We start from the raw sequence: 23582 nt of genomic DNA on the forward strand, positions 1-23582 counted from the left end.
GAAGGGATGGAGTATGCAACGTTGTGTTTTACGAAATACTGACAAGCATGCGAAGAGCTATGTTTTATAGCTCACAGCTTAAATAAAGTTAAACGCTTTCTTGTGAGAATGTTTAACTGAAATGTAGTGTAAAAACACTGCTTTCAGGACAACTAATACATGTTTATATATAAAAAAATAACATTGAGCTTTTACTTAGCTTGCTAATGCTTTTATTTGGTACAGCATGCAGCGTCTCGCCTGAAATAAAAACCATTGATGAACAACCTCAAAGTAACTCGCCTGACTACGTATCAATTACAGCCCTTGAACTTGCACAGCTAAAAGATGCCGCAATGCAGTGGCAACAAGCTCGTGAAGGCATAGAGCGAATTTTAAGATTAGAAAAAGAAATAACTTACCTCGTAAATCATATTGATATTATAAACAGCAAAGCTATTGCGCAGTCTAATCAAGGGTATAGCAGCAAGTCTGTACGCTCACCACGAAACACACGTAATGTTAAATCACGCCAACAAGTTAAACAAAATTACAGTAATAAAAAACAAACTGTAAAATTAAATAAACCTAAACATGTATTTGCTTTACAGGTAGCTTCGGTTGACTCAGAGCAAGGTGTGGCTAAAGCATGGCAAGAGCTAAATACTAAAGCAGCGCCGTTGTTTAGAGACAAAATATTGACTAACGTAGAAACCGCCAAAATAAACGACAAAATGTTTTACAGGCTAAAACTTGGCTCTTACCAAAACTTTAAAAATGCAAAAGCAGACTGTGACGTATTCAAGTTGTACAAACTCGATTGCATAGTAAGTAACTATACCGATAAGCCAGTAAGGCTTTAGCTCACAGTATGTAATATCAATCTGCAATAATACTTAATCAATTTGAAGGATTAGACCTGACGCTAACTTTGCTAATAATTTTTGATCTACGACTGCATGAATGCAGGAGGTAGAGCAATGCAGCAGCAATTAGTGATACCAACTAAATGATGAAATTTTGCCTTATTATCGATATGGCTTTTCTTACTTCAAAATAGACTACTTAATTAAAAAGTTGCTATAAAGTGGCGCAAAATTTGCTTTGATTTATTATCTTGGTTAGTAGAGTGCATTTTGCAATGCGGTATTTTAAGTCTTGTCATTTAATATCAGTTTTATTCTTATCTTTTTATTTATATGGATGTAGCAGCGCAACTGTAAATAACGAGAGCGTGCAGCATTCTTTAATAACTGATAAACAAGTAAAAGAGTATGTTTCGCAGTGGCACTTACAGCAAGAAAGCATTGGTCGTTTAACTGCTATGGAAGATGATTTACAGCTATTAATTATGGCGTTATCGTCTCAAAGTGAATTAACTGAAAACCCGCCTTTACTCATGCAAAGTAAAACCGATATCACCTATGGTAATCAGCCTTCACAGAATTTGGAACCGACGGCACTAAATAACACTCCCGAAGTAAAAACACCAAACTTACAAAATTCAGAACTCACCTTAACAGATGAAACTAAAATTGGAGCACAGCTTGGTTGGTATTTAAAGCCAGAGCTTGTTAAAGCAAGAGTCGAAAGGCTTAAGCAATTATACCCCAGTGCATTTACTCAATTTAATTTTACTATGTTTGAACGTAAAAATAATAATATGACTTTATATGGATTACGTGTAGGTCCATTTAAAAACGATGCTCAAGTAAGTGCGTTTTGTTATTTAGCTAATCAGCTTGATCAAGTATGTAATATTGCTGCTTTTGTCGGAAAACCAATATAATTAATAAATTAGGCCTTTTAAACTTATATAGTATTAAAGTATTTGTACTAATAGTCGATACTAACTATAGTTGGGCAAATATTTGATAAAGCCCATTTTCTTATAAGGATTTAGCATGAAGTTTTATTTATCTGCATTAGCTGTAACCACCGTGGTCAGCTCGTTTAGCACTTATGCTGCTACAGAATCATTTGAAGCGAAAGTAACGGTACAAAATGCTGTAGTACTCACAAAAGATAACGATTTAAATTTTGGTACTATTCGTGCTATTTCAGATCCATTAGGCGCCGAACAAGCAACGCTGACAGTTAGTCCTGATCCAGCTGCGAGCCCTGTTACTTCAAAAGAGAATCCAACTGGTAACGCTGCGAGTATCTCAATAATTGAAGGTGGTGAAGCGGGGGCTTTTAGTGTGTCAGATGTAGTACCAAACTCTATTTTAACCATTAGCGACCCAGTAAATACTTTAATACTACCCTTAGCTGGCCAAGGCTTAAATGAACCTGATTTTACTGTAGATGCTTGGACTTACTTTATAACGAGCGGAACAAATGCAGGAGCGCTTTATACGCAGGGTACTCCCAACCTACAAGCTGGTGTTGATGGCGCTGTATCATTTAATATAGGCGCGACTCTTTCTACTTCATCAAACGCATCAAGTGTGGATTACCCTGATGGTGAGTATTCTGGTAGCTTTAATATTGAAGTGTCATATTAATTAGTGTTTAAACAAACAATGCGCTTTTTGTATGTTTCTGCTTGGCTTTCGTTAATGTTTAGCGAGCAAGCCTATAGCGCAAGCATACAACAAGAAGCGCTTAATTTTGGCACTTTAGTTATCCCTCAAAATAATACTTTAAGTTCTATAACCATTAGCCATGAAGGTGAAACAACCACATTTGGTAATATTTACGTATTAACTGAGGGTAATCCCGCAGAACTTTTATTTACCGATTTACCTCCCCTTACTCAAATATCGTTTAACAAAACGAGTGATTCTACATTGCAAAGTGAAGTACTTGGAGCTAATAGTGCTAAGTTTTCGGTTGTATTAGTGGATTTACCAAGAACGCAAACTAGCGATGAATTTGGAGAGCTTTTACTCAAAGTAGGTGGCCGTTTAATAACGACAGGGACTAGCCAAAGTTACTTAGATGGTAGTTTTATTACTGACACCCAATTAGAAATTACGATTGATTACTAAAGGAAAAACATGCTTTATAAAGTTGTAGTGCTGCTCGCACTGAGTGTATGTATTTTAGGAAAAAATGCATACGCAAATTTACTTATCTCTCCAACCCGTATTAGTTTTGATGAACGTCAACGAACCGCTAAAGTTACCGTAATTAATACGGGGGATGAATATCAAACATATCGTGTTTTATGGAGTGAGAAGCAAGCGCAACCTAGCGGTGGCTACATACAGTTGGCAGAGGCTACAAGCGAAAGTTTAAGTTCAATGGCACGTTTGTCACCAAAACAAATGCGTTTAGCACCTGGTGAAAAACAAACAGTAAAAATAGCAATACGTAAACCTAAAGGTCTAGCTTCTGGTGAGTACCGCTCTCATCTTCTATTTCAAGCATTGCCTGGTGAAAATACTAATAAAACAAGCTCAATAAAAGTTAATATGATTATGAGCTACAGCATTCCTATTTTGTTACGCAAAGACATGAAACAGCCAGAAGTTGCCATAGAGCAAGCTAAGCTAGTGCTAAATGAAAGCAATCAACGTCCTCAGTTTTTATTGAATATAAAACGAGAAGGTAAGTTTAGTAGCTACGGTAAATTAAGTGCTTACTTTGTTGATAGTAATAACGAGCAAGTTAAAATTGCAGAAATTGGTAATTTAAGTATTTATCCAGAAGTAGATAATGCGTTTGTAACCCTTAGTTTATTTAGTGACAAAAATTTAGATAAAGCAGGAAAAGTCATTTTTAAATATGAAGGCAGTCAAGAATATAAAGACCTTACATTTGCACAATACACTCTGCCTTTAACCTCACAATCACTTAATGCTTTAACAGTGAATGACGCTAAATAATTTATTGTATGCACTATTACTAAGCATAAGTAGTTTGCTTAGTAATAGTGTAATAGCTAATCCTAATTCTTCCGTGGGGGATGCTTTAACAACACTACGCGCAATTGAACTAAAGCTAACTAAGCCCGTTGAAGTAATTGATTATAAAAACAAAGAAAATCAGCAACAGCGAATCGCCACAGGCGAGTTATTAATACTTTCGCTTTATTTAAACTCATACTACTTAGGTGAAGTTGCAGCAATTAAAAGCGAGCAAAGTGTACAAGTTAGTTTAAGCGACTTATTTGATATTCTACAATTTGCAATGAATGTTGATGCTAGCAATCGAATTGCTCAAGGTGTTGGAGCAAATCAACAACCTCTTTTTCTAAATGCAGCGGTTACACCCGCTGTATTTACTAGTCCTACACAGAGCTACTTATTAGCAAAAAATCAAATTACCATTGAAGATGATATTTATGTAGATATTCAAAGTTTACATAATGCTTTAAATCTAGAGTTTAATATTGATTACCCAGATTTAGAATTACTTATAAGCTCAGAGAGCCCCTTACCGGTTGAACAACAAAGATACAGACAGTCGCGCAACCTTAAATCACCTAACAAAAGATCGCCACCTACGCTGCCATGGAAAGCTAGCCCATATAAAGCGCTATCTTCTCCGGTTGCCGACTTACAACTAAATTTTACCGCGAGCGATGATAGACATTCTACGAACTATTCACTTTTAGGCACTCAAGACTTTGCGTATTTATCTGCAGAGTATTTTTTGTCTGGACGAAGTACTGACTTACTTACCAACTCTAGGTTAACGTTTACAAAGCAAAACTTAGACAAAGAAATAAAAAACAGCTTCATACCTACTGAAATATCTTTTGGTGATGTTATCGCCACGCAAGTGGGTAATAGCTACAGTAGTCAGTATGCCCGTGGTGTTAAAGTTTCTAATAATGTAACCAATAGAAAAATAGTCAATAATCAAATTAACTTAAGCGGTGCTATACAGCCAGGTTGGGATGTAGAGCTGTATCGTAATGAAATATTAATAGACCAGCAGCTTAGCCTCGCAGATGGGCGTTATATTTTTGATAATATAAACCTATTATTCGGAGCTAATAATTTTGAGCTTATTTTTTATGGGCCTCAAGGTCAAGTTGAGCGTAAAAGTGATTATTACTTTGTGGACGGAAATCAACTTAAGCAGGGGCAAGGTAACTATGAATTGTCGGTTACTGAACAAGGCAAGCAGTTACTAAATAACAATGTTTCAAGCTCGCAGGGGCAGGGTTGGCAAATTGCGGGTAGATATGAGCAAGGGCTTACAGATAATATATCTTTATACACGGCTACATCAGGTCAAAAAAATACAGATGACGATCTACTTAAGTATGCATTTGGTACCAATATAAGCTTGTTTGACCGATTATTATTAAATGCGAATGTTGAAAAAAATAATAACAATGAACAAGAATTTGAATTTACAGCCCGAACTCAAATTGCCGAACAATCACTACTTTTTAGCGCTACAAATCGTACCGACGAACAGCAGCAAGATTTTAACAGCTACCAAATAAATTTAGCTGGTGGGCTAATGAATAATATCTATGGACGCCTTTCTTATCAAAATAACGTCCTATATGACGATAGTGATATTAGAGGGCGTTTTAAACAAGTACGCAACCAGTTCAACTACTCATACTCAGGATTTGCACTAAGTAACCAATTACTGTGGCAACAAGACGATAGCTCTAAGAGTACTTTTGGAACAACACGTTTTCAAAAGCGCTTTGGGAGAACCTACACAAGGTTTGGTATAGATTATAGTATATCGCCAGTAAGTGAGCTTGTTAGTTACGAGGCTGAGTTTAGCCGCAACTTGGGCCGAGATTTACAAGCGGAACTTACTTTAACTGATTCACTTCGTAATAATATTCAATCGGCCGAATTAGGGCTCAATTGGCAAAGCGACAAGTTTAGTTTAACGAGTAACTTAAACTACAACAGTAACGATGATTGGCGGCTCGGTATTTATAGTCGTTTTAGCTTAGGGTTTGATGTTGAACACAATACATATTTTGTCTCTAAGCGCAGCTTAACTAACACGGGTAGCTTAATGTTACGCGTATTTTTAGATCAAAATAATAACGGTATTATGGATGATGATGAGCACGGCGTTGCCGGCGTAAAAGTAAAAGGCGTTCACAATTATCGTCAAGCAATTACAGACGAACACGGCGTTGCGCTATTAACTTCAATGCCAGCAAATCGTACAACAGATATAATACTTGATAGAAATAGTTTTGAAGATCCGTTTTTAATACCAGCTAATGAGGGTTTTTCTATTACCCCAAGGGCTGGTTTTGTAGAGTATATGGACTTCGCATTAAATAATGCCAGTGAAGTGGAGGGAGTTGTTTATCAACAAAAAGGTGATACAACACAGATCCAACCCTTTGCAAATATAGCGCTGTTGAATGAAAAAGGGGATCAAGTTGCACAAACTCAAGCAGCATATGATGGCTATTACTTATTTACAGACCTTAAACCGGGGCAGTATAAAGCAGTAATTGATGATGAATATAAACAACGCAAGCAGCTAAAAAACACTCAAAATATAACAGTTAATTTATCGCCTCAAGGAGATGTAGTAATGGGCGTTGATTTAACGTTGAAGGCGCTCAGTGCAACAACTGGAAGCATTGCCAATGCAGGAAGTTTTAGTTCGTTAAATATCTTAAAAATTTATTACCGTTTAATAGCACCACGAATAGAGCAGCAAGAAGCTTTTTATATGCATGATAAAGCTAAAAATAAATTTATTTTAGCCCTAGCGTACGCAACAAACAGTTCGCCAGAGCTTATTTCTGTATGCGACTCAGTAAAAGCGCAAGGATTAAAGTGTGTTGTTGAAACACATAAAATACTCCATTAAAGGAATTAGGATGAAAAGAGTTCAATGTATATTTTTAATCAGTGCAATGTTGCTAAGTTATGGTTGTACGAATAATAAAGCAATTGATGGTAGTGCTACTCAGACCAACGTAACTGACGAGAAAAGCTACGTAAAAATAACAAAGCAAGAACTTGAAACTCTAAAAATGAGCTCCCAGCAGTGGCAAAATATGAAGCCAGAACTTGCGCGTTTATTACTTATTGAAGAAGACTTAAGCTTACTAATATTGCAACTCAATACAATTGCAAAAGAAAATGAGCAGAAAAACGCACCAGTAATAAAAGCAGAAATAGTTAATACCAACACAATTAATCGATCCAATTTACAAGTAACAAAACCAGTTAATCCCAGATTTGCTTTACAAGTGCTTTCAATAACGCAAAAAGAACAACTCTCTTTAGCTTTTAGGCAACTACAGAAAAAGCTTCCTAGCTTACTAGGCGATAACTTTGTGATGAATGTTGAAACAATAAATGTAAAAGGAGTTATGTATAACCGCTTAAAGCTAGGCGCATACATAGACAAAAAAAACGCTATGGCTGACTGTCAAAATTTAAAGAGCCAAAATATAAATTGTTTAGTTAGTTATTACGTAGAGCAGCCCTTTAGCGCACAATAGCTAAGTCGGCATACAAATTGCTTTATCCTCAGTATGTTTTGAAGAGGATGGCAATTATGCGCCTTTTACTGCCTTTATTATTTTTAAATTTAGCTGCTTGTAACTTGGTGCCACCGCCAGAACCAAGTGTTCCTACAGATGCACCTAAAGCAGCCATGGCTCCTTTTACGGTTAATGATTATGTAGTTAATTTAACGTCGCAACTTAACCACCTAAACGGAGCATTAAATGCTAATGCACGTGTTGGCGTTAGTAGCTTCTTTTATGCAGATGCACTAGATACAAAATTAGTGACAGGGCAAGCCTCAGGCTTAAGTCAGCAGATCCAAGAAAGTCTGCTTACACAATTTACTCAACTGGGTTATCACACCGTTGAGTACAGACTTGGGAATAACCTCTCTTTATCAGAAAACTCAGACAGTATTTTAAGTCGCGATTTAAGTAAATTACGTAATCGCCAAAATATTGACTTAGTTATCACAGGAACAGTGACTCGTCAGCAGCATGCATACATAGTTAATGCACGACTTGTGAATATAGAAAATAAACAGGTGCTCTCTGCGGGAAGTACCGAGATCCCAATTAATGTAATGTGGGGCAATGAGAAAATTCAGCAGCGTGACGGTCTTTTATACCGAAGCGAATACTAATTTGGAGCACAAAATGAAAAACCTATTAATTACATTATGTTTACCACTGGGCTTTGGTTGCTCTCAAATACTAGGCACAATGAATACAGACACCACAACACCACAAAGTGAGCAAAGCAACCAACTGGTGAGTAACCAACGCGACGTTGCAGCGCCTGTTTCTGACGATAACTTATTTCAGTCAGGAATGGCTCCACAAGATAACTACACAAAAGCAACACCGCCAATGCGCAAAAATATTAACCATTATGTGCGCGGCATAATGCAAGACATGGTTGAAAACTTACAGTACGTAAGTGAACAAACACCGTTAGCTGTTTCGAGTTTTATTTTTTTAGATGAAGACTACAACGATGGTAGCTTACTAGGAAACCAAATTGCAGAAAGCTTCATGCATGAATTGCACAGCTTTGGTGTACCTGTTATTGATTTTAAAACAACTGATTATATGCGTGTTACCTCAACAGGCGACTTTGTATTTAGTCGCGACTATTTAGAGCTAAATCAAGATCAAAACTTTAAGTATGTACTAGCCGGTACGCTTGTAAACCATCAAGGTGGTGTACTTGTCAATGCACGTATTGTTGGGCTAGAAAGTAAGGCCGTGGTAGGTTCTGCACAAGGGTTTATTCCACAGTCGGTTGTTGATGCGCTTAATAGTAGCTATCGCACTGATGGCATAATGTTAAAACAAGCAAGCAAGTGAGATAATTATGTATAGTAAATTATTTAACCGCTTTATCATTTTTTTTGCTTTAGCTAACTTAGCAGGTTGTGCCTTTACTCAAAATAATGAAAGTGCTGAAATGAATGCATCTTCAACCACACAAGTAAATTATGACTTAGCAAGCATGCTTAAAACAGCCGAGCAAAAATCAACTCAAGATAATATTAACGGCAATCAATTTACACCACTTAAACACCATAAAACACTTGCTAACTATGTAGAGCAAATGGCGCTTGATTTGGTTGATACGCTTGAGTTTGAAAGTGATACCAACGCCAATATTAATATTGCCGTTACTACCTTGGTCGATCTTGATTCATCGCTTACTAAAAGTAATCAATTGGGTAATCAAATATCTGAGACGTTAATTCATCAGTTACAAAAGTTTGGTTATGGCGTGGTTGATTTTAAAACAACCCAAACAATAGATGTAAATAGCCGTGGTGATTTTGCTTTTTCGCGTGATATTGAAAAGCTCAGCGAAGAGCAAATGGCGAGCCATGTATTAGCGGGTACATTAATTTATCGCCATGATGCTGTTGTTGTAAATACACGTGTAATTAACGCGCATACAAAAAAAATCGTCGCGAGTAGTCGAAAACTAATCCCAATTTATGTACTAAATAAAGAAGATATATACTTATCAAGCAATTAAGTTCAGTTGTCGCTTGATATAAAAAACCAGATGCCGTTATAATTCACACTCCTAAGCACACAGCTTGTTTGTGGCCTCTTAGTTAAATGGATATAACGGCCCCCTCCTAAGGGGCAGTTGCAAGTTCGATTCTTGCAGGGGCTACCAATTAAATCAATGAGTTATATTTTAACTTCTCTTCCTTATACTTTGTGTATAGCGTATATGTAGTAGTGTTGCACTTTTTAATTAAAGGCGTTTAAAGCTTCTTGCTCGCATTTTTCACGCTCTGTAATCATGGCTTCAAAGTCAGTTTGAATTTGTGCTAGAGCAGTTGGTGGGTTAAGTCGTTTGATTCTTTTAAATTGAATACTTTCTTCTTCATCATAGGCGAGTATTGCTAAAGTAATTTTTTCGCGTTCGATACCATTTGAAAATATTCCTTCGGTATCTAATTGTATGAGCACTTTCTCCATGATTGTAAGCCATTGATGCCAATTATCCATTGCTTCTATATCTGATTGAAACAAATCAATGCTGTTTTCTAGTTTTTGACACTCTAGGGTTGTTTCATCAAAGTATTCGGAATAATCCTCAAGCGTGGGGTAGTCTTCTGGATTCCATTTAGCCATGTAGAAACTACTTACATCATTGCCGTACTCTTCTTCAAATACTTTTTTTAAATCCGATAAGGTATTAAACATTGGAAGTAGTGAGTAGCTACCTGTGTGGTAAAAGCCCATTACATAAAGATCGTTACCGTATTTTTGTATAATGTTTTTAAACGCTTTTTTTGTATCTTGATAAAGTGTTTTTTCGAAGTTTTTAGTATCTAACATGAGGTCATTATTTCTTTTATTATTACAGAAATTTATATGAAAAAGAGAACGATTAAAGCTCACTCTACTAAAATAAAATAACCAGAGCTATTATATGACTCTGGTTATTGTAAGTTAATATTAGCCATCACTTGTAATCGTATCGATTAACTCACTAAGCACGGCTTCAGATTTACTTGTTTCTACTTGGCAAGTACCTGCATTTAAATGACCACCACCGCCGTATTTAAGGCACAGTTCGCCAACATTCGTGTTTGAGCTGCGGTTAGTGATTGATTTGCCAACGGCATACACTACGTTTTGTTTTTTAAGGCCCCACATTTTATGAATCGAGATATTGCAGTCGGGGTACATTGCATAAATAACAAATCGGTTTGTGGCGTAAATTGTTTCTTCTTGGGTTAAATCAAGAACCACTAAGTTTTTATGAACGGTAGCGCATTGAGAAATTTGCTCTTTGGCTTTTTCGTTATGCTCGTTATATAAAGCAACACGTTCGGCTACGTCTTCCATTTGTAGGATTTCTTCGATGCTCTGATCTTTACACGCATCAATCAGTTTCATCATTAATTGGTAATTTGAAATTTGAAACTCGCGAAAACGGCCAAGTCCAGTTCGCGCATCCATAATAAAGTTCATTAAGACCCAATCGGTTGGGTTTAATATTTCGTCTTTTGAAAACTGAGCAGCATCGCCTTTATCTACCGCGTCCATCATTTCAACAGAAATATTTGGAAGTTTTTCAGCGCCGCCATAATAGTCATAAACTACGCGAGCTGCTGATGGGGCTTCTGGATCAATAATATGATTTTTTATGTCGCTTGAGTTACGAACGGTTTCGCTAAGGTGATGATCGAATGCGATGTGACAACCTGCAACGTAGGGGAGGTTGGTGGTAATGTCGTTTTCGGTAATGTCTATTTTGCCATCTTGCATGTCTTTTGGATGAACAAATAAAATATCGTCAATTAGGTCTAAGTCTTTAAGCAATACGGCACAAACTAAGCCATCAAAATCGCTGCGAGTGACTAGTCTAAATTTATTATTGGGCATAGCTATTCCATCTTTTTAATTGAATTATCAATTAAGTGTAACAGCTAAATTTTTTTTTGAGAGGTCAGCTTAAAAAAATTATAAAAAAAAGCCAAAACGTTAGTTTTGGCTTTTACTTAGCAAGTTTGTATGTGTAGTAAATAGGTTATGCGCCTGGACCACATTCCATACATGAATTTACAATGTCTGGGCCAAATTTAAGTTTGGCATTTAAGTCGCGAAGGGCGGTACGTAACCCTTCTTCAATTACTGGGTGGTAAAATGGCATATCAAGCATTTCTGGTACGGTCATTTTGTTTTGTACAGCCCATGCTAGTAAGTGAGCGATGTGTTCGGCTTGTGGGCCAATAAACTCAGCACCTAAAAATAAGCCTGTGCCTTGCTCCGCATATACACGCATATGACCTTTGTTTTTAAGCATTACTCGGCTACGGCCTTGGTTTTCAAAGCTGACTTCGCCTACTTCAAAACAACCACATGGGCCTAAACGGTCGGTAATTTGCTTGTAGCTTTCGCCTACCATTGCTATTTGTGGGTCGCTAAATACAGCTGCAATTTTAGCTCTGCGCAGACCTATACGCACATCTGGGAAGCGCCCGGCATTTTGACCTGCAATAGCACCTTGGTCTGATGCTTCGTGTAACAATGGGAGCATGTTACTCGCATCGCCTGCTATAAATATGTTCGATTCACCACACTGCATTGTGTGCGTGTCTGCGTGCGGTACGCCGCGTTCATCAAGTTCAATGCCGGTGTTTTCAAGGCCTAGTTTATCTACGTTAGGTACTCGGCCTGTGGCTGCAAGTACGTAGTCAAACTGTTCGGTGTGTTTTTCACCTTGTTTGTCGGTGTAAGTTAGCTGTGCTTTGTCGCCAACTTGCATCATGTCAGATACGTTTGAGTCGGTATCTACAAAAAATTCTTCAGCAAAAACAGTATTTGCATAGTCTTTTACTACTGGGTCTGTAAGTGGGCCAATTGCGCCGCCTACACCAAATAGTTTTACATTTACGCCTAGTCGGCTAAGTGCTTGGCCAATTTCAAGACCTATTACACCAGGGCCAAATACAGCGACTGATTCTGGTAGGTCATCCCAATCAAATACGTCGTCGTTTATAATAAGTTTGTCGCCAAAGTTATTAAATACGCCAGGGTACGAAGGGCGTGAACCGGTGGCAATTACAAAGCGTTTTGCTGTAATAATTGTGTGGTCGTCTATTTGTATGCGGTTTGTGTCTAAAAATTTAGCGTAACCACGAATTTTATCACCATCTGGTAATTCATCTACGGCTTCTACTACGAATCCTGCAAAACGATCTCGTTCACTTTTAACGCGTGCCATAACTGCTTTGCCATCAATAACTGGCTTTGAGCTATGAACACCAAATGCAGGTGCCATTTCAATTGCGTGTGCAGCTTCTGCGGCTGCAATCAATAACTTGCTTGGCATACAACCAACACGTGCACATGTGGTGCCGTATGGGCCTGATTCGATCATTAATACATTTTGTGTGAACTGTTTAGCATTACGATAAGCACTTAAACCAGCAGTGCCTGCGCCTATAACAACAACATCGGTTTGCAATTCTTTCATAGTATTTTTTCCTCTAATAAATAGGGGCATAAAAGCCCCTATTTTTTACCTACTAACGTTAGGTATTTAATTTACTTATTAATTAAGCAAAGTATTTTTCTAAGTCGTCTGAACCACCGATGTGTTTACCACCAATGAATATTTGTGGAACAGTGTCACGACCAGATACAGCTTTTAGACTTGTTAGTGATGCGCCTGCACCCATAACAATCTCTTCATATGCGAAGCCTTTTTCTGCAAGAAGCTCTTTTGCTTTTTTACAGAAAGGACAGCCAGGTTTAGTAAAGATGCTTACTGGTTCTGGTTTAGCTTGCTTAGGGTTGATGTAATCAAGCATTGTGTCTGCGTCTGATACTTCAAACGGGTCACCTGGTAAATCTGGTTCGATAAACATTTTGTCAATCACGCCATCTTTAACAAGCATAGAGTATCTCCAGCTGCGCTTACCAAAGCCTAGGTCGTTCTTGTCTACTAACATGCCCATGCCGTCAGTAAATTCGCCGTTGCCGTCTGGTAATAAAGTAATGTTTTGCGCTTCTTGATGCTCAGCCCATGCGTTCATTACAAAGGTATCGTTTACTGATAAACATACAATTTCGTCAACGCCGTTTTGCTTAAGTACGCCTGCTAATTCGTTGTAACGTGGTAAGTGAGTTGATGAACATGTTGGTGTGAATGCACCTGGTAGTGAAAACACTATAACAGTTTTACCTTTAAAAATGTCATCTGTTGTTACTGATTTCCAATCGTTATTTTGACGGGTTGCAAATGTAACACTTGGGATTGTTTGACCTTCGATATTGTTTAACATAATTTTTGTTCCTCTTGATTTGTTGATAGCCATTATGGTGAATAATTAAATATAGTTCCAATCGTTTGTTTGTATTAAACTGATAGTTATAAACTATCACGTAGAGCTGAATATGAACTTAAAAGATTTTGAATATGTAAAAGCAATAGCGCAATATAAACATTTTCGCAAAGCTGCCGATGCATGTTTTGTAAGCCAGCCTACATTAAGTGGTCAAGTAAAAAAACTCGAAAATGAGCTTGGCGTTACTTTGTTTGATCGCTCAACCAAGCAAGTTACCTTAACAGCAAAAGGTGAACGTTTGTTGACGCAAATAGAGATTATTTTAGAACAAACGCAAATACTCAAAGAACTTGCTGCTACTTCTAACGAGCCTCTACAAGGTAAATTAACTATTGGTATTATTCCTACCATTGCGCCTTACTTGTTGCCTGCGTTATTAACATCGATGAAAGCGGCATTTATTGATAGCCAGTTTTCGTTTATTGAGATGCAAACAGCAACAATTTTAGAAGCTTTAAACAAGGGTGAACTCGACTTTGCTATTTTAGCCGATGTGCCAGAGCTTATTAATTACCATACGGTTACTTTATACAAAGAAGATTTTTTAGTGGCGGTATCACACGATAACGCGCTGTCTAAGCATAAAAAAGTAGCGCTGAGCGATCTTCAAGGATGCAGCCTATTAATGTTAAGTGATGGCCATTGCTTTAAAGATCAAGCCCAAAAGTTTTGTTTTTCTGCAGGAGTCGATGTATCTAACCAGTATAAAGGTAATAGTTTAGAAACATTATTAGCGTTAGTGGCTATGGATGACGGTATTACATTTGTACCAAAGTTGGCATGTACCGACCGTGTAGGGATTGATTACTTGCCTATATTCCCTAATCAGCAGCGTAATGTGGTGTTTGCATGCAGAAAGCATTATCCGCATTTATCTGGTGTAGAACAATTGGGCGAGTGGTTATCGGCTCACCCTAATTTAAAAGCTAAATTAACTAAAAAAGTTAATTAAATATTTAAAGGTTTTGGCTGATTATTTCTACAACATCGTTAATTTGCACGCCAGGTAGCGGTTTGTCATCAATACTGACTGCTACAGCAGTTTGCTGATAAAGCTGTTCTACACGGATTTTATTAAGTGTGGTAATAGTGTGTGGCATAACATTACCTGCCGCGTCGGTTAAATAGTTATGGTGCGCAATGCTTAGCATTTGGCCTTTTTTTAACCCATGAGCTTTACCTAAGTTAATAACGATTTTGCTATTTTCCATATGCATTATTTTACCTTGAGTAGGTAAACACGCCATGGCTGCTTGAATATCATAACTTACTGCTTGGTTGATATCGGTTATGCTTTGACCATAAGGCGATTGCCAAAACCTATCACTATTAACGTCAACTATGGCTGTTTTTTCAAATGGCCAAATTGCTTGAGTATGGTAACTATTTTGCCAAAGTTGCTCATAGGTAGTGCCATCAAACAGTGCAAACTCAATGTTGTAACTGCGCTCATATGCCTCGTCTTGCCAAAATGCATAATCGTTATTGAGTTTGTTGCTAGTTGAAAGGCTGGTTATTTGGCTAAGCAGAACATATTGAGCGTTACTTCGCGAAGATATTTCTTCTAATTGGGCATTTGAATAGTCGTGCTGCTGCGAAAAGTATTTATCAACGCTTATTGCATTATTATAGTAAGCAATAGGTACGGCGCTCATTTTTGATTTTTGCAGGGAAGTAAAAATATTTTTGCTAATCGCTTTGCTTACGTCAAATATTTGACCCATTTTGGCGTGTTCACGATGAACAAGTTGGCTTTGTGTAACGGCCACAAACTTATTAAAACTATTTTGTGGGCATTGCTCTGTTTGAGAAAAAATATCGAGTCGTAATGTAACGGCAAATTTATTGTCGTATTTATTTTCGCTGACCAGTTCAATTTTTTGAATTTCGCCGTGGCTGCTAATTTTTAGCTGATCTTGCATTAACACGCCATCTACCAGGGTTTGTACAGAGCTAACCCGTGCGCCAGAGAACACTAGCGCTTGTGTAATCGCATCTTTTATAGCGGCAGATTTAGCTGCGCTCGTATCACCATTTTGAACGTTCGCATGGCCCGTTGATTCATACCACTGTGCTTTAGTAAAAGGGGAGAAGGTTAATAATGCCGTTACACTTAATCCTGCAAATGCCAATGATAAAAACGACTTCATACTTTTACTCCAATTAAACGTTAGCTATTAACTAGGTAGAGCAAGGACTGTACCAATGTTATTTGGTAATTATTAGTAATGCTATAAATGGCATTAAACGTGCATATGTACTGCTAATTACTATACAAGGGCTAGATGCTATGCGAGCAATTTCATTACTTATTACACTTGGGTGTTTAACCTTAGGTGGTTGTAGCAGCGTTTTTGATAAGCATGTTGAATATAAATATGTAGAGCCAAATAATTACCCCGTTTTAAAAGCGATAGGGTATGCACCTATTAGCTTGCAAAAAGGCGCTAACGCGTCGCAAAAACAACTTATGGCCATTAAAGCTTCTAAGCTTGAGGCTTACCGCGAGCTTACTGAGCAAGTATATGGGCAAAAAATTACCGCCGGAACAACGGTGGAAGGTTCAATTGCTCAAGACGATTACTTAGAAAGTAAAGTGCAGGGGCTTATTAAAGGTGCACAAATAATTAAAACTTACGCAGTAGATGACACTTACGTGACCGAGCTTGAGCTTAATATGAAGCGTGTGCACGATTTATACATAGGTGAAGTAAAACCACGCGAAGTTAAAAAAGTAACTTATTACTAAATAGCCCAGTTAATTAAAAAAGTTATTCAAAATATCTCATCCTCTTATATTGAGTGCTATGCTGTTGTTAGGATTAATTTTTAAGCAGATTGCGTAGTGCTCAACAGATGTATTTTATTGCCACTTATATTAACAGTGGCTCTGTAAATGGCGTTTAAGCCAACTTATTTAAATCCTAAATTATTTATATGGTGCAAAGCCAATTTGCGCTACCTATTACTGTTTTTTGTACTCTCTAGTGGTGTGCTTGCAAGCCGACTAACTATTCAATTTAATACCTTTATTGAGCTGATGGGTCAAAAATATGGACCTGCGCGAGCGGCTGTTGCACGTAACTGGCAAAGTATGTTGGTACAAACTCAAAATAAACCAGAGCAACAACAAATTCTTATTGTTAATGATTTTTTTGCGCGTAATTTACGCTACCAAACTGATATTTTGCTATGGAAACAAAACGATTATTGGGCAACCCCTTTAGAAACGTTAGGCAGAGGCTTAGGTGATTGTGAAGATTACGCAATAGCAAAGTATATAAGCTTGAGAGCCCTAGGGGTGAGTGACGACAAGTTACGCCTTATTTATGTAAAAGCAAAAATAGCGGGCACTAACAAAACGCAAGCACATATGGTGTTAGGTTATTTTGCTACACCAAACGCTCAGCCACTTATTTTAGACAGTTTAATAACAAAGGTTTTACCTGCTGCAAAACGTGTAGATTTAAGCCCTGTTTTTAGCTTTAACAGCCAAGGTTTATGGGCTAATAATTCAACCAAAAGTGTAGCCAGCCCAACAGCAAGACTTTCACGCTGGCGTAAAATTTTGGAGCAGACAACCAAAGAAGGAGTTATGTGGTAATGGCATCATTTTCCTTATCTAAGTATCTTAAAAAACGAAAAATAACACTCAGGCAAGAGCTGTGGATTGCATTATTAATTGTTATTTTTGTAGGCTTTATAAGTAGTGTTTTAATTAGCACTAATTCGGCTAAAAGTTATTTTTCGACCCAGCTGTACTTAAAAAATGTAGATAACGCCAGTTCACTCGCGTTAATGATCAGCCAATTAGATAAAGACCCCGTTGAGCTTGAATTATTAGTATCGGCCACATTTGATACCGGTCACTATAAGCGAATAGAACTACAAAACCCTAATGGTGAGGTGATTGTTAAACGCACGTTTACCGATGAACTCGAAGCGACGGCTCCGCAGTGGTTTAGAGCAATGTATGGATTAAATGTACAGCCAGGGGTTGGGCAAGTAAATAATGGTTGGCAGCAGTTTGGTACTTTGTTTATAGAAAGCCACAGTCAATATGCTGAGCAAGCATTATGGGAAAGTGCGCTTAAACTATTTTTTAGTTTTTTAATTGTCGCTTTTTTTGCTTGTATAGTTAGTGCTTACTTTTTAAGTAGAATATTAAAACCACTAGATGATGTTGTGTATCAGGCTAATGCATTTGGTGAAAAACGTTTTATTAAATCGAGCGTTCCGCGCACATTTGAGTTTGCACGTTTAGTGCAGTCTATGAACCAATTATCTACCCGTTTTAGCCGTATTATTAAAGAAGATAATAAACGTTTAGAAGAGCTTAGATTTAAATCGCAACACGATGAGCTAACTGGTTTAGCAAATAGAGAATACTTTGGTGCAACGCTTGAGGCTCACTTACAAAAATCGAAAGATCATGCCCATGGTGCCTTATTTTTATTTAGGGTTGTTAACCTCGATCGCGTAAGTGAGGAAGTGGGACGAGTAGAAATGGTTAACTTTCTACGTCGATTTTCACAGATGTTGGTTAGCTTCTTAGAGAGCAACCAAGAACACTTTTCTGAAAATTACATTGCACGTATTTCTCACAGCGATTTTACCGTTTTATTTAGTGATATTGATGATATTCAAGCAATCAGTGAACGTATTTTATTGATGCATCAATCGTTTGTTGAAGAGTATAAAAACGTTAAGCTAGCGATACCTCACAGCTGTACTTATATTCAAAAAGACGACACGCGATTTGATGTATTAAAGCGTGCGGATGAACTTTTAAAATCATCGGGTAAACAATCTGATGTACAAGCAAAAGTAGCTCAAATCAAGCAAGAAAGTGAGCTGTTTGATAATGCAACTAGCTGGAAAAATGCCATAGAAGAGGCACTCAACAATAATAATTTAGAAATAAATACTTACCCAGTAACGAGCTTTACAGGGCAGGTAATGCAAAATCAATTAGGGTTGAGCCTAAAGCTTGGTGGGCAAGTATACCGTGCTAGTTACTACTACCAGTGGGCTAACCGATTAAAGTTATTAGCGCGTTTAGATTGGGGTTTAATTAAGGCGTTGGTGGCTCATTATAGTATTGAGCCACCAAGTGAACTGATTTCGGTTGAATTATCTGCTCAAACGTTACTTGATGATGCTGCACTTGCTTCGATTCTTACGTACCTTTCGGCGTTTCCTGATTTAGCCTCTAAAATTTGTTTTGATATTCGTGAAAGTATTGCCGTTAGCGAAATTGAGATATTTAAAGATTTTTGTGAGCAGGCTCGATGTATGGGCGCTAAGGTAGCATTAAAACGTGTGGGCCCTGAATTTACTAAAATTAATAAAATTCAGGAATTTGGTCTTGAAATGATTAAGGTTGATAGCGTTTACGGACACAATATTAGTTACAGCCAAGATAACCAAACATTTCTGCGAGGAGTGTGTACGTTAGCGCATTCTATTGGCATTAAAGTGGTGGCTCAAGGTGTAACAAGCCAAGATGATATAGATACGCTTATTAACTTAGGTTTTGATGGGGTTATTAAAGAGTAAGTAATAGGCATTAACTGTGCGGTTAATGCCCTTTTACAACTAACATTAATTGAATACGATCGCGAACTTTTAGCTTATTAAATATAGAGCTCATATGCTCTTTAATTGTGCGTTCTGTAATATTTAAAGATTCTGCAGCTTGCTTATTAGTTGCACCTGTTACAACAATATCAACTACTTGGCGTTCTCGTTTTGTGAGTACATCAAGCTCGCATGTGCTCGCATATTTAAACGGTGTATTTGATAAAGCTCCTACTAAGTTAGATAGTAATTGCCCTGGTAACCATATTCCGCCAGTACAAATTGTCTCAAGTACTTGTTCAATAATTACTTTAGTAGCAAGTGCTTCTACGTACCCCCTAGCTCCTGCTTCAAGCGCACTTCTTAGTTGATTTATTTCTAGTTCGTTGGTCATAACGATAACCAGTAAACGTTGCTGAGAATACTTTTTAACAAGCTCAAGCCAATTAGGTGTGCCGGCTAAAACCCAAATAATACTTGATGCCGTGACTCTGTGTGGTTCTTTTGTGCATATCAAACAACCAGGAAACGCTGTATGCCAGTGTTTCGATTCAAATTCAGGCTGTGTAATAAAAATACTTTGGCGCATTACTTCTCCATTTATAAAATGTTTTAACGCTCTGTCATTGCTTGCGATGTAGCTCTAAGAACCGGTTTTAAAATATACTCAAGTACGGTTTTTTTACCGGTAATAATATCCACTTGAGTGGTCATTCCTGGAATAATAGTCAGCTCTTTTGAAAAATTATTTTTGGTGGTTTTTAGTTGCACCAAATAAAAGGTATTCTCGCGGTCATCTGTAATTGTATCGGCGCTAATATGTAATACTTCGGCTTCAAGGCCACCATATACGGCAAAGTCGTAGGCACTAAATTTTATCATTGCAGATTGACCAGGCCGTAAAAATGCAATGTCTTTAGGCGGGATTTTTGCCTCTACTACAAGTTGATCGTCAAGCGGGACAATTTCCATAACATCACTACCTGGCTGTAAAATACCGCCAAGAGTATTAACTAATAATCGTTGTACAGTGCCTTTAACAGGAGAGCGTATTTCAGTTTGAGTTACTTTATCGGCTAAGCCAGATTCAGTTTCTTTAATTGAATCTAGTCGCAGTAGCGCTTCGGAGAGTTCATTGTTCCAGCGGTTAATCATAACGAGCTCAACTTCGGTTACCTTATTTTTAGCTTCGTTAATGGCCGAAAGACTCCTATTTATAACTGCTTTGGTTCTGTTTATCTCGCCGTTTAAATCAACTATTTGACGCTCTAAACGAATAATATCTATATCCGAAATAGCACCGGTGCGTAACAATGGGCGGGTCACTTTAAGCTCCCTGTTTGTTAAGCGTAGCGCGCTGGTATGCTGCTGAAGTGCCGCTTTTGCTTCAATATAATCTTGGTGTCGCTGCTCTAGTTGGCGTTTGTGAATACTTACCTGTTGCTCCAACTCTTGGCTGTTACTCAAATAAAGAGAGCGTTCGTGTTGAACCACCTGAGGCGCATTTTTTATAACATCTTCGTTAAATACGAGCTCCTTTTTTTGAGTGAGCGCTCTGAGCCTCGCAACTTTTGCACTTAACGATTCAACCTTGGATTGATTTTCCCTAAAGCTAGAAATAAAGCGGGTAGGGTCTATTTTAATGAGTACATCACCCTCGTTTACTATTTGGCCTTCTCGGACATTTATTTTTTCGACCATACCACCATCATAAGATTGAATAAGCTGTAATTTATTAGAGGGAATAACCCGTCCCTCGCCACGAGCAACTTCATCCAAATTAGCAAAACCAGACCACACAATAAGGCATATAAACGTTAAGCAAATTAAATAAAGTAGTAACCTAGCGCTTGCTGGTTCCTGCTGCATTTTTTCCCACTGTGCATCTACTACCCAGTCTTGAGTATTTGGCGGTGAAATCCATCCTTTAAATAGTTTATTAAATACGGATGGCTTACCTTGTTTTCTTGCTTCTATTGCTTTGCTAACAGATTCAAAAGAGCGTTGTTCAAGTGGTTTTTTGTTATCACTCATGAGGCCTGCTCCACGGTTTTATTATTTAACGCCGCAATTACTTTTTGTTTTGGTCCATCAGCAACTACTTTTCCGTTATCTAAAACTATAATTCGGTCAACAAGCTCAAGTAATGATGAGCGGTGAGTCACCACGATTAAGGTTTTATCTTTAGAATAACCCTTTAAATTATTAATAATTTTACTTTCACTATTATGATCTAGTGATGAGGTTGGCTCATCTAGTAATAGTATTGGAGGGTCGTTAATTATGGCTCTTGCCATACCTACAGCTTGGCGTTGCCCTCCTGATAATTGGCGGCCTTGCTCGCCTACTTGTAAATCAAATCCGTCTGGGTGCGAATTAATTAAATCAAATAATTGGCTTCGCTCACAGGCTTCAATAATTTGCTCGTCTTTGGCATGCCAAGCGCTTATCGTAAGGTTGTCTTTTAAGGTCCCATAAAACAGGGCAACGGTTTGCGGTACATAACCAATATTATGGCGAAGCTCTGCAGGGTCAATTTGATGTATATCGTTATTGTCCATCAAAATTGCTCCTGAACAGGGTTCATATAGCCCTAAAATAAGCTTTTCTAATGTACTTTTACCTGAGCCATTACGTCCTAAAATTGCGACTTTTTCACCAGCTTTAATTTTAAAACTAACGCCGTTGAGTGCATTATGAGATTCGTCAGAGTATTTAAAGCATACATCTTTAAATTCTATATCGCCCTTTAAAATAGGGTGGCTTAACCAATGCTTACCAGGTGGGCGCTCGACCTCTTTTTCCATAATCTCATTTAGTGATTGCATTGCTATTGCGGCATGATGATATTGCGCTAAAACAGCGGCTGACTGCCCAATAGGGCCCATAGCACGAGATGATAATAAGTAGGCTGCAATTAATCCGCCTTGAGTTAGTTCACCTTCAATAACGAGGTGTACGCCTATTATCATTATTATCACGCCTACACATTGCTGTATCCACGATGCTGTATTTGATATAGAGCTAGAAACGAGTCGGCTTTGTGCGTTTACTTGCGCAATGTAAATGGTCGACTTTTCCCATACAGATTGTGTTTTACACTCTGAGTGAAAACTTTTTACATCTTCAATGTTGGTTAAACTTTCTACTAATACTGCATTTCGCATTGAGCTTGCTTTCATTGTTTGCTCTGAAAGGGCTTCAAGTTTGCGGTGTGCGGCTATAGCGTAGGCTAATAATATAAGTGCGCCCGCTATAATGGGTAAACTTAGAGGTACGCCAATAATGGCGATAACAATTAAATATAAAACTACGAATGGTAAGTCGACTAATGCGACAAGCGTTATGGAGCTAAAAAAGTTACGTACAGCTTCAAATGATTGAATATTGCTAGCAAAGGAGCCAGCTGATGATGGACGGTTTTTTAGTTTCATACCTAATACCCGCTCCATAATTACAGCCGATACTTTTACATCTATTCTGCTTGCAGCAAGCTCTACAAAATAGCCTCTTACTAAGCGTAAAACAAAGTCAGCAGTGAGTGCTATTAAAATACCAATGGCAAGTACCCAAAGGGTTTCTGTTGCATGGTTAGGCACTACGCGGTCATATACGTTCATTACAAATAAAGGCATAGCAACCGACAAAAAGCCCAACGCAATAGCTGAAATGATTACGTCTTTATAAAGTGAGCGGCACTCTTTAATTACTCCCCAAAACCATCCGTCTTTTGATAGTTTTTCAAGTACGGGTGTTCGCTCATCAAATGCAAATTCTGGTTGTGCATAAATAATTAAACCAACACTGTTGCCTGCTAATTCATCAATGCTTTGTTCGATAACTGATTCGGTAAGCTCTGGGTAAATTACACTCACCACCTGCTTATCGTAATCAATAGAATTAATAACACAGGCTTGATTGTCTTTTAAAATTAAGATGGCAGGTAGCAGTGCTGTATTAATTTTTTGTAGTGGCTTATTAACTACTTTTGATTTAAAGCCAATGCGCTTTGCTGCGCGCGAAAAACCTGATGGAGTAAGATTTCCATCAGTTAGAGGAAGTCCATTTAATAGTGCTTCTCTTGAAAACTCTTTATCATGATGGCGACATAAAACTGCTAGGCAGTCAACGAGTATGCCACCGTGATCAAGTACATCGTTTAATTCCATAAACCATCCAATGTTATGTAGAACTGCATGCGGTTGTTACTACTAAACCTAAACTCGAGAAATAAATTTAGCTTAAAT

The 23582-nt window shown here is 37.8% G+C and carries 22 protein-coding genes and 1 tRNA gene; 15 read left to right on the forward strand and 8 right to left on the reverse strand.

Going from position 1 to position 23582, the window contains the following annotated elements:
• The first annotated feature begins 206 nt into the window (after positions 1-206).
• The 11 genes from P20429_RS10325 (at position 207) to P20429_RS10275 (ending at position 9563) form a co-directional block, all read left to right on the forward strand.
• Positions 207-842, forward strand: a complete 636-nt coding sequence (locus tag P20429_RS10325) for an SPOR domain-containing protein (protein WP_007583128.1) — start codon at positions 207-209, stop codon at positions 840-842.
• A gap of 371 nt (positions 843-1213) precedes the next feature.
• Positions 1214-1768, forward strand: coding sequence for an SPOR domain-containing protein (locus P20429_RS10320; RefSeq protein ID WP_007583130.1), 555 nt, complete (start codon positions 1214-1216; stop codon positions 1766-1768).
• A gap of 115 nt (positions 1769-1883) precedes the next feature.
• Positions 1884-2486, forward strand: a complete 603-nt coding sequence (locus P20429_RS10315) for a DUF4402 domain-containing protein (RefSeq protein WP_007583133.1) — start codon at positions 1884-1886, stop codon at positions 2484-2486.
• Between the two features lie 3 nt (positions 2487-2489).
• Positions 2490-2972, forward strand: a complete 483-nt coding sequence (locus P20429_RS10310; protein WP_007583135.1) for a DUF4402 domain-containing protein — start codon at positions 2490-2492, stop codon at positions 2970-2972.
• Between the two features lie 9 nt (positions 2973-2981).
• Complete coding sequence (locus P20429_RS10305) at positions 2982-3812, forward strand: molecular chaperone (protein ID WP_007583137.1); 831 nt, start codon at positions 2982-2984, stop codon at positions 3810-3812.
• 34 nt (positions 3813-3846) lie between these two features.
• Positions 3847-6744, forward strand: coding sequence for a hypothetical protein (locus P20429_RS10300; protein WP_139047184.1), 2898 nt, complete (start codon positions 3847-3849; stop codon positions 6742-6744).
• Between the two features lie 10 nt (positions 6745-6754).
• Positions 6755-7384, forward strand: a complete 630-nt coding sequence (locus P20429_RS10295; RefSeq protein ID WP_007583139.1) for an SPOR domain-containing protein — start codon at positions 6755-6757, stop codon at positions 7382-7384.
• Positions 7385-7440: 56 nt separating this feature from the next.
• Positions 7441-8034, forward strand: a complete 594-nt coding sequence (locus P20429_RS10290; RefSeq protein WP_007583140.1) for a FlgO family outer membrane protein — start codon at positions 7441-7443, stop codon at positions 8032-8034.
• A gap of 13 nt (positions 8035-8047) precedes the next feature.
• A complete protein-coding gene (locus P20429_RS10285) occupies positions 8048-8740 on the forward strand; it encodes a FlgO family outer membrane protein (protein ID WP_007583141.1) in 693 nt (230 codons plus the stop codon).
• A 7-nt stretch (positions 8741-8747) separates the two neighbouring features.
• Entirely contained in the window at positions 8748-9416 is a 669-nt protein-coding gene (locus tag P20429_RS10280) for a FlgO family outer membrane protein (RefSeq protein WP_007583142.1), read from the forward strand.
• A 72-nt stretch (positions 9417-9488) separates the two neighbouring features.
• Positions 9489-9563 (forward strand) — tRNA-Arg (locus P20429_RS10275).
• Between the two features lie 77 nt (positions 9564-9640).
• Here the strand turns inward: P20429_RS10275 and P20429_RS10270 are convergent.
• The 4 genes from P20429_RS10270 to P20429_RS10255 all read right to left on the reverse strand — a co-directional run bounded on the left by P20429_RS10270 (position 9641) and on the right by P20429_RS10255 (position 13692).
• Positions 9641-10234: a DUF4303 domain-containing protein gene (locus tag P20429_RS10270; protein ID WP_007583144.1), complete on the reverse strand. Its 594-nt coding sequence runs from the start codon at positions 10232-10234 to the stop codon at positions 9641-9643.
• A gap of 120 nt (positions 10235-10354) precedes the next feature.
• Positions 10355-11287, reverse strand: a complete 933-nt coding sequence (locus P20429_RS10265) for an exopolyphosphatase (protein WP_007583145.1) — start codon at positions 11285-11287, stop codon at positions 10355-10357.
• Positions 11288-11432: 145 nt separating this feature from the next.
• Positions 11433-12881: a dihydrolipoyl dehydrogenase gene (locus P20429_RS10260; RefSeq protein WP_007583146.1), complete on the reverse strand. Its 1449-nt coding sequence runs from the start codon at positions 12879-12881 to the stop codon at positions 11433-11435.
• An 82-nt stretch (positions 12882-12963) separates the two neighbouring features.
• The gene (locus P20429_RS10255; protein WP_007583147.1) at positions 12964-13692 is read right to left on the reverse strand and encodes a glutathione peroxidase; all 729 of its coding nucleotides are present in this window, start codon (positions 13690-13692) and stop codon (positions 12964-12966) included.
• Between the two features lie 112 nt (positions 13693-13804).
• On the opposite strand from P20429_RS10255, the gene P20429_RS10250 reads away from it, so the two are divergent.
• Complete coding sequence (locus P20429_RS10250) at positions 13805-14707, forward strand: LysR substrate-binding domain-containing protein (protein WP_007583148.1); 903 nt, start codon at positions 13805-13807, stop codon at positions 14705-14707.
• Positions 14708-14711: 4 nt separating this feature from the next.
• Here P20429_RS10250 and P20429_RS10245 read toward each other — a convergent pair whose 3' ends face one another.
• Positions 14712-15905 carry a flagellar assembly protein FlgT gene (locus tag P20429_RS10245; protein ID WP_007583149.1) on the reverse strand — a complete coding sequence of 398 codons (1194 nt, stop codon included), beginning with the start codon at positions 15903-15905 and terminating at the stop codon, positions 14712-14714.
• Positions 15906-16045: 140 nt separating this feature from the next.
• Between P20429_RS10245 and P20429_RS10240 the strand changes: the two genes are divergently transcribed.
• The 3 genes from P20429_RS10240 (at position 16046) to P20429_RS10230 (ending at position 19314) form a co-directional block, all read left to right on the forward strand.
• The gene (locus tag P20429_RS10240; protein ID WP_008168853.1) at positions 16046-16504 is read left to right on the forward strand and encodes an LPP20 family lipoprotein; all 459 of its coding nucleotides are present in this window, start codon (positions 16046-16048) and stop codon (positions 16502-16504) included.
• 147 nt (positions 16505-16651) lie between these two features.
• The gene (locus P20429_RS10235) at positions 16652-17359 is read left to right on the forward strand and encodes a transglutaminase-like cysteine peptidase (protein WP_007583156.1); all 708 of its coding nucleotides are present in this window, start codon (positions 16652-16654) and stop codon (positions 17357-17359) included.
• A complete protein-coding gene (locus P20429_RS10230) occupies positions 17359-19314 on the forward strand; it encodes a LapD/MoxY N-terminal periplasmic domain-containing protein (protein ID WP_007583158.1) in 1956 nt (651 codons plus the stop codon). The genes P20429_RS10235 and P20429_RS10230 overlap by 1 nt, the downstream gene beginning before the upstream one ends.
• Before the next feature lie 22 nt (positions 19315-19336).
• Here the strand turns inward: P20429_RS10230 and P20429_RS10225 are convergent, their stop codons facing one another.
• From P20429_RS10225 to P20429_RS10215, 3 genes are read right to left on the reverse strand one after another with little or no spacing between them, the layout of a single operon-like run.
• Positions 19337-19924 carry a response regulator transcription factor gene (locus tag P20429_RS10225; RefSeq protein ID WP_007583159.1) on the reverse strand — a complete coding sequence of 196 codons (588 nt, stop codon included), beginning with the start codon at positions 19922-19924 and terminating at the stop codon, positions 19337-19339.
• A 23-nt stretch (positions 19925-19947) separates the two neighbouring features.
• Positions 19948-21369 (reverse strand): HlyD family type I secretion periplasmic adaptor subunit, encoded by a 1422-nt coding sequence (locus tag P20429_RS10220; protein WP_007583160.1) that lies wholly within the window; start codon positions 21367-21369, stop codon positions 19948-19950.
• The gene (locus P20429_RS10215; RefSeq protein ID WP_007583161.1) at positions 21366-23504 is read right to left on the reverse strand and encodes a type I secretion system permease/ATPase; all 2139 of its coding nucleotides are present in this window, start codon (positions 23502-23504) and stop codon (positions 21366-21368) included. Before P20429_RS10215 ends, P20429_RS10220 begins: the two co-directional genes overlap by 4 nt.
• Between the last annotated feature and the right edge of the window lie 78 nt (positions 23505-23582).

This window comes from Pseudoalteromonas sp. BSi20429 (assembly GCF_000238895.1).
Taxonomy (GTDB): domain Bacteria; phylum Pseudomonadota; class Gammaproteobacteria; order Enterobacterales; family Alteromonadaceae; genus Pseudoalteromonas; species Pseudoalteromonas arctica.

What these genes read in the sequence shown, in the direction of transcription:
- P20429_RS10325 (WP_007583128.1), top strand. Translation starts at nt 207, where the DNA reads ATGCTTTTATTTGGTACAGCATGCAGCGTCTCGCCTGAAATAAAAACC.
- P20429_RS10315 (WP_007583133.1), top strand. Translation starts at nt 1,884, where the DNA reads ATGAAGTTTTATTTATCTGCATTAGCTGTAACCACCGTGGTCAGCTCG.
- P20429_RS10305 (WP_007583137.1), top strand. Translation starts at nt 2,982, where the DNA reads ATGCTTTATAAAGTTGTAGTGCTGCTCGCACTGAGTGTATGTATTTTA.
- P20429_RS10295 (WP_007583139.1), top strand. Translation starts at nt 6,755, where the DNA reads ATGAAAAGAGTTCAATGTATATTTTTAATCAGTGCAATGTTGCTAAGT.
- P20429_RS10290 (WP_007583140.1), top strand. Translation starts at nt 7,441, where the DNA reads ATGCGCCTTTTACTGCCTTTATTATTTTTAAATTTAGCTGCTTGTAAC.
- P20429_RS10285 (WP_007583141.1), top strand. Translation starts at nt 8,048, where the DNA reads ATGAAAAACCTATTAATTACATTATGTTTACCACTGGGCTTTGGTTGC.
- P20429_RS10280 (WP_007583142.1), top strand. Translation starts at nt 8,748, where the DNA reads ATGTATAGTAAATTATTTAACCGCTTTATCATTTTTTTTGCTTTAGCT.
- P20429_RS10270 (WP_007583144.1), bottom strand. Translation starts at nt 10,234, where the DNA reads ATGTTAGATACTAAAAACTTCGAAAAAACACTTTATCAAGATACAAAA.
- P20429_RS10265 (WP_007583145.1), bottom strand. Translation starts at nt 11,287, where the DNA reads ATGCCCAATAATAAATTTAGACTAGTCACTCGCAGCGATTTTGATGGC.
- P20429_RS10260 (WP_007583146.1), bottom strand. Translation starts at nt 12,881, where the DNA reads ATGAAAGAATTGCAAACCGATGTTGTTGTTATAGGCGCAGGCACTGCT.
- P20429_RS10255 (WP_007583147.1), bottom strand. Translation starts at nt 13,692, where the DNA reads ATGTTAAACAATATCGAAGGTCAAACAATCCCAAGTGTTACATTTGCA.
- P20429_RS10250 (WP_007583148.1), top strand. Translation starts at nt 13,805, where the DNA reads ATGAACTTAAAAGATTTTGAATATGTAAAAGCAATAGCGCAATATAAA.
- P20429_RS10245 (WP_007583149.1), bottom strand. Translation starts at nt 15,905, where the DNA reads ATGAAGTCGTTTTTATCATTGGCATTTGCAGGATTAAGTGTAACGGCA.
- P20429_RS10240 (WP_008168853.1), top strand. Translation starts at nt 16,046, where the DNA reads ATGCGAGCAATTTCATTACTTATTACACTTGGGTGTTTAACCTTAGGT.
- P20429_RS10235 (WP_007583156.1), top strand. Translation starts at nt 16,652, where the DNA reads ATGGCGTTTAAGCCAACTTATTTAAATCCTAAATTATTTATATGGTGC.
- P20429_RS10230 (WP_007583158.1), top strand. Translation starts at nt 17,359, where the DNA reads ATGGCATCATTTTCCTTATCTAAGTATCTTAAAAAACGAAAAATAACA.
- P20429_RS10225 (WP_007583159.1), bottom strand. Translation starts at nt 19,924, where the DNA reads ATGCGCCAAAGTATTTTTATTACACAGCCTGAATTTGAATCGAAACAC.
- P20429_RS10220 (WP_007583160.1), bottom strand. Translation starts at nt 21,369, where the DNA reads ATGAGTGATAACAAAAAACCACTTGAACAACGCTCTTTTGAATCTGTT.
- P20429_RS10215 (WP_007583161.1), bottom strand. Translation starts at nt 23,504, where the DNA reads ATGGAATTAAACGATGTACTTGATCACGGTGGCATACTCGTTGACTGC.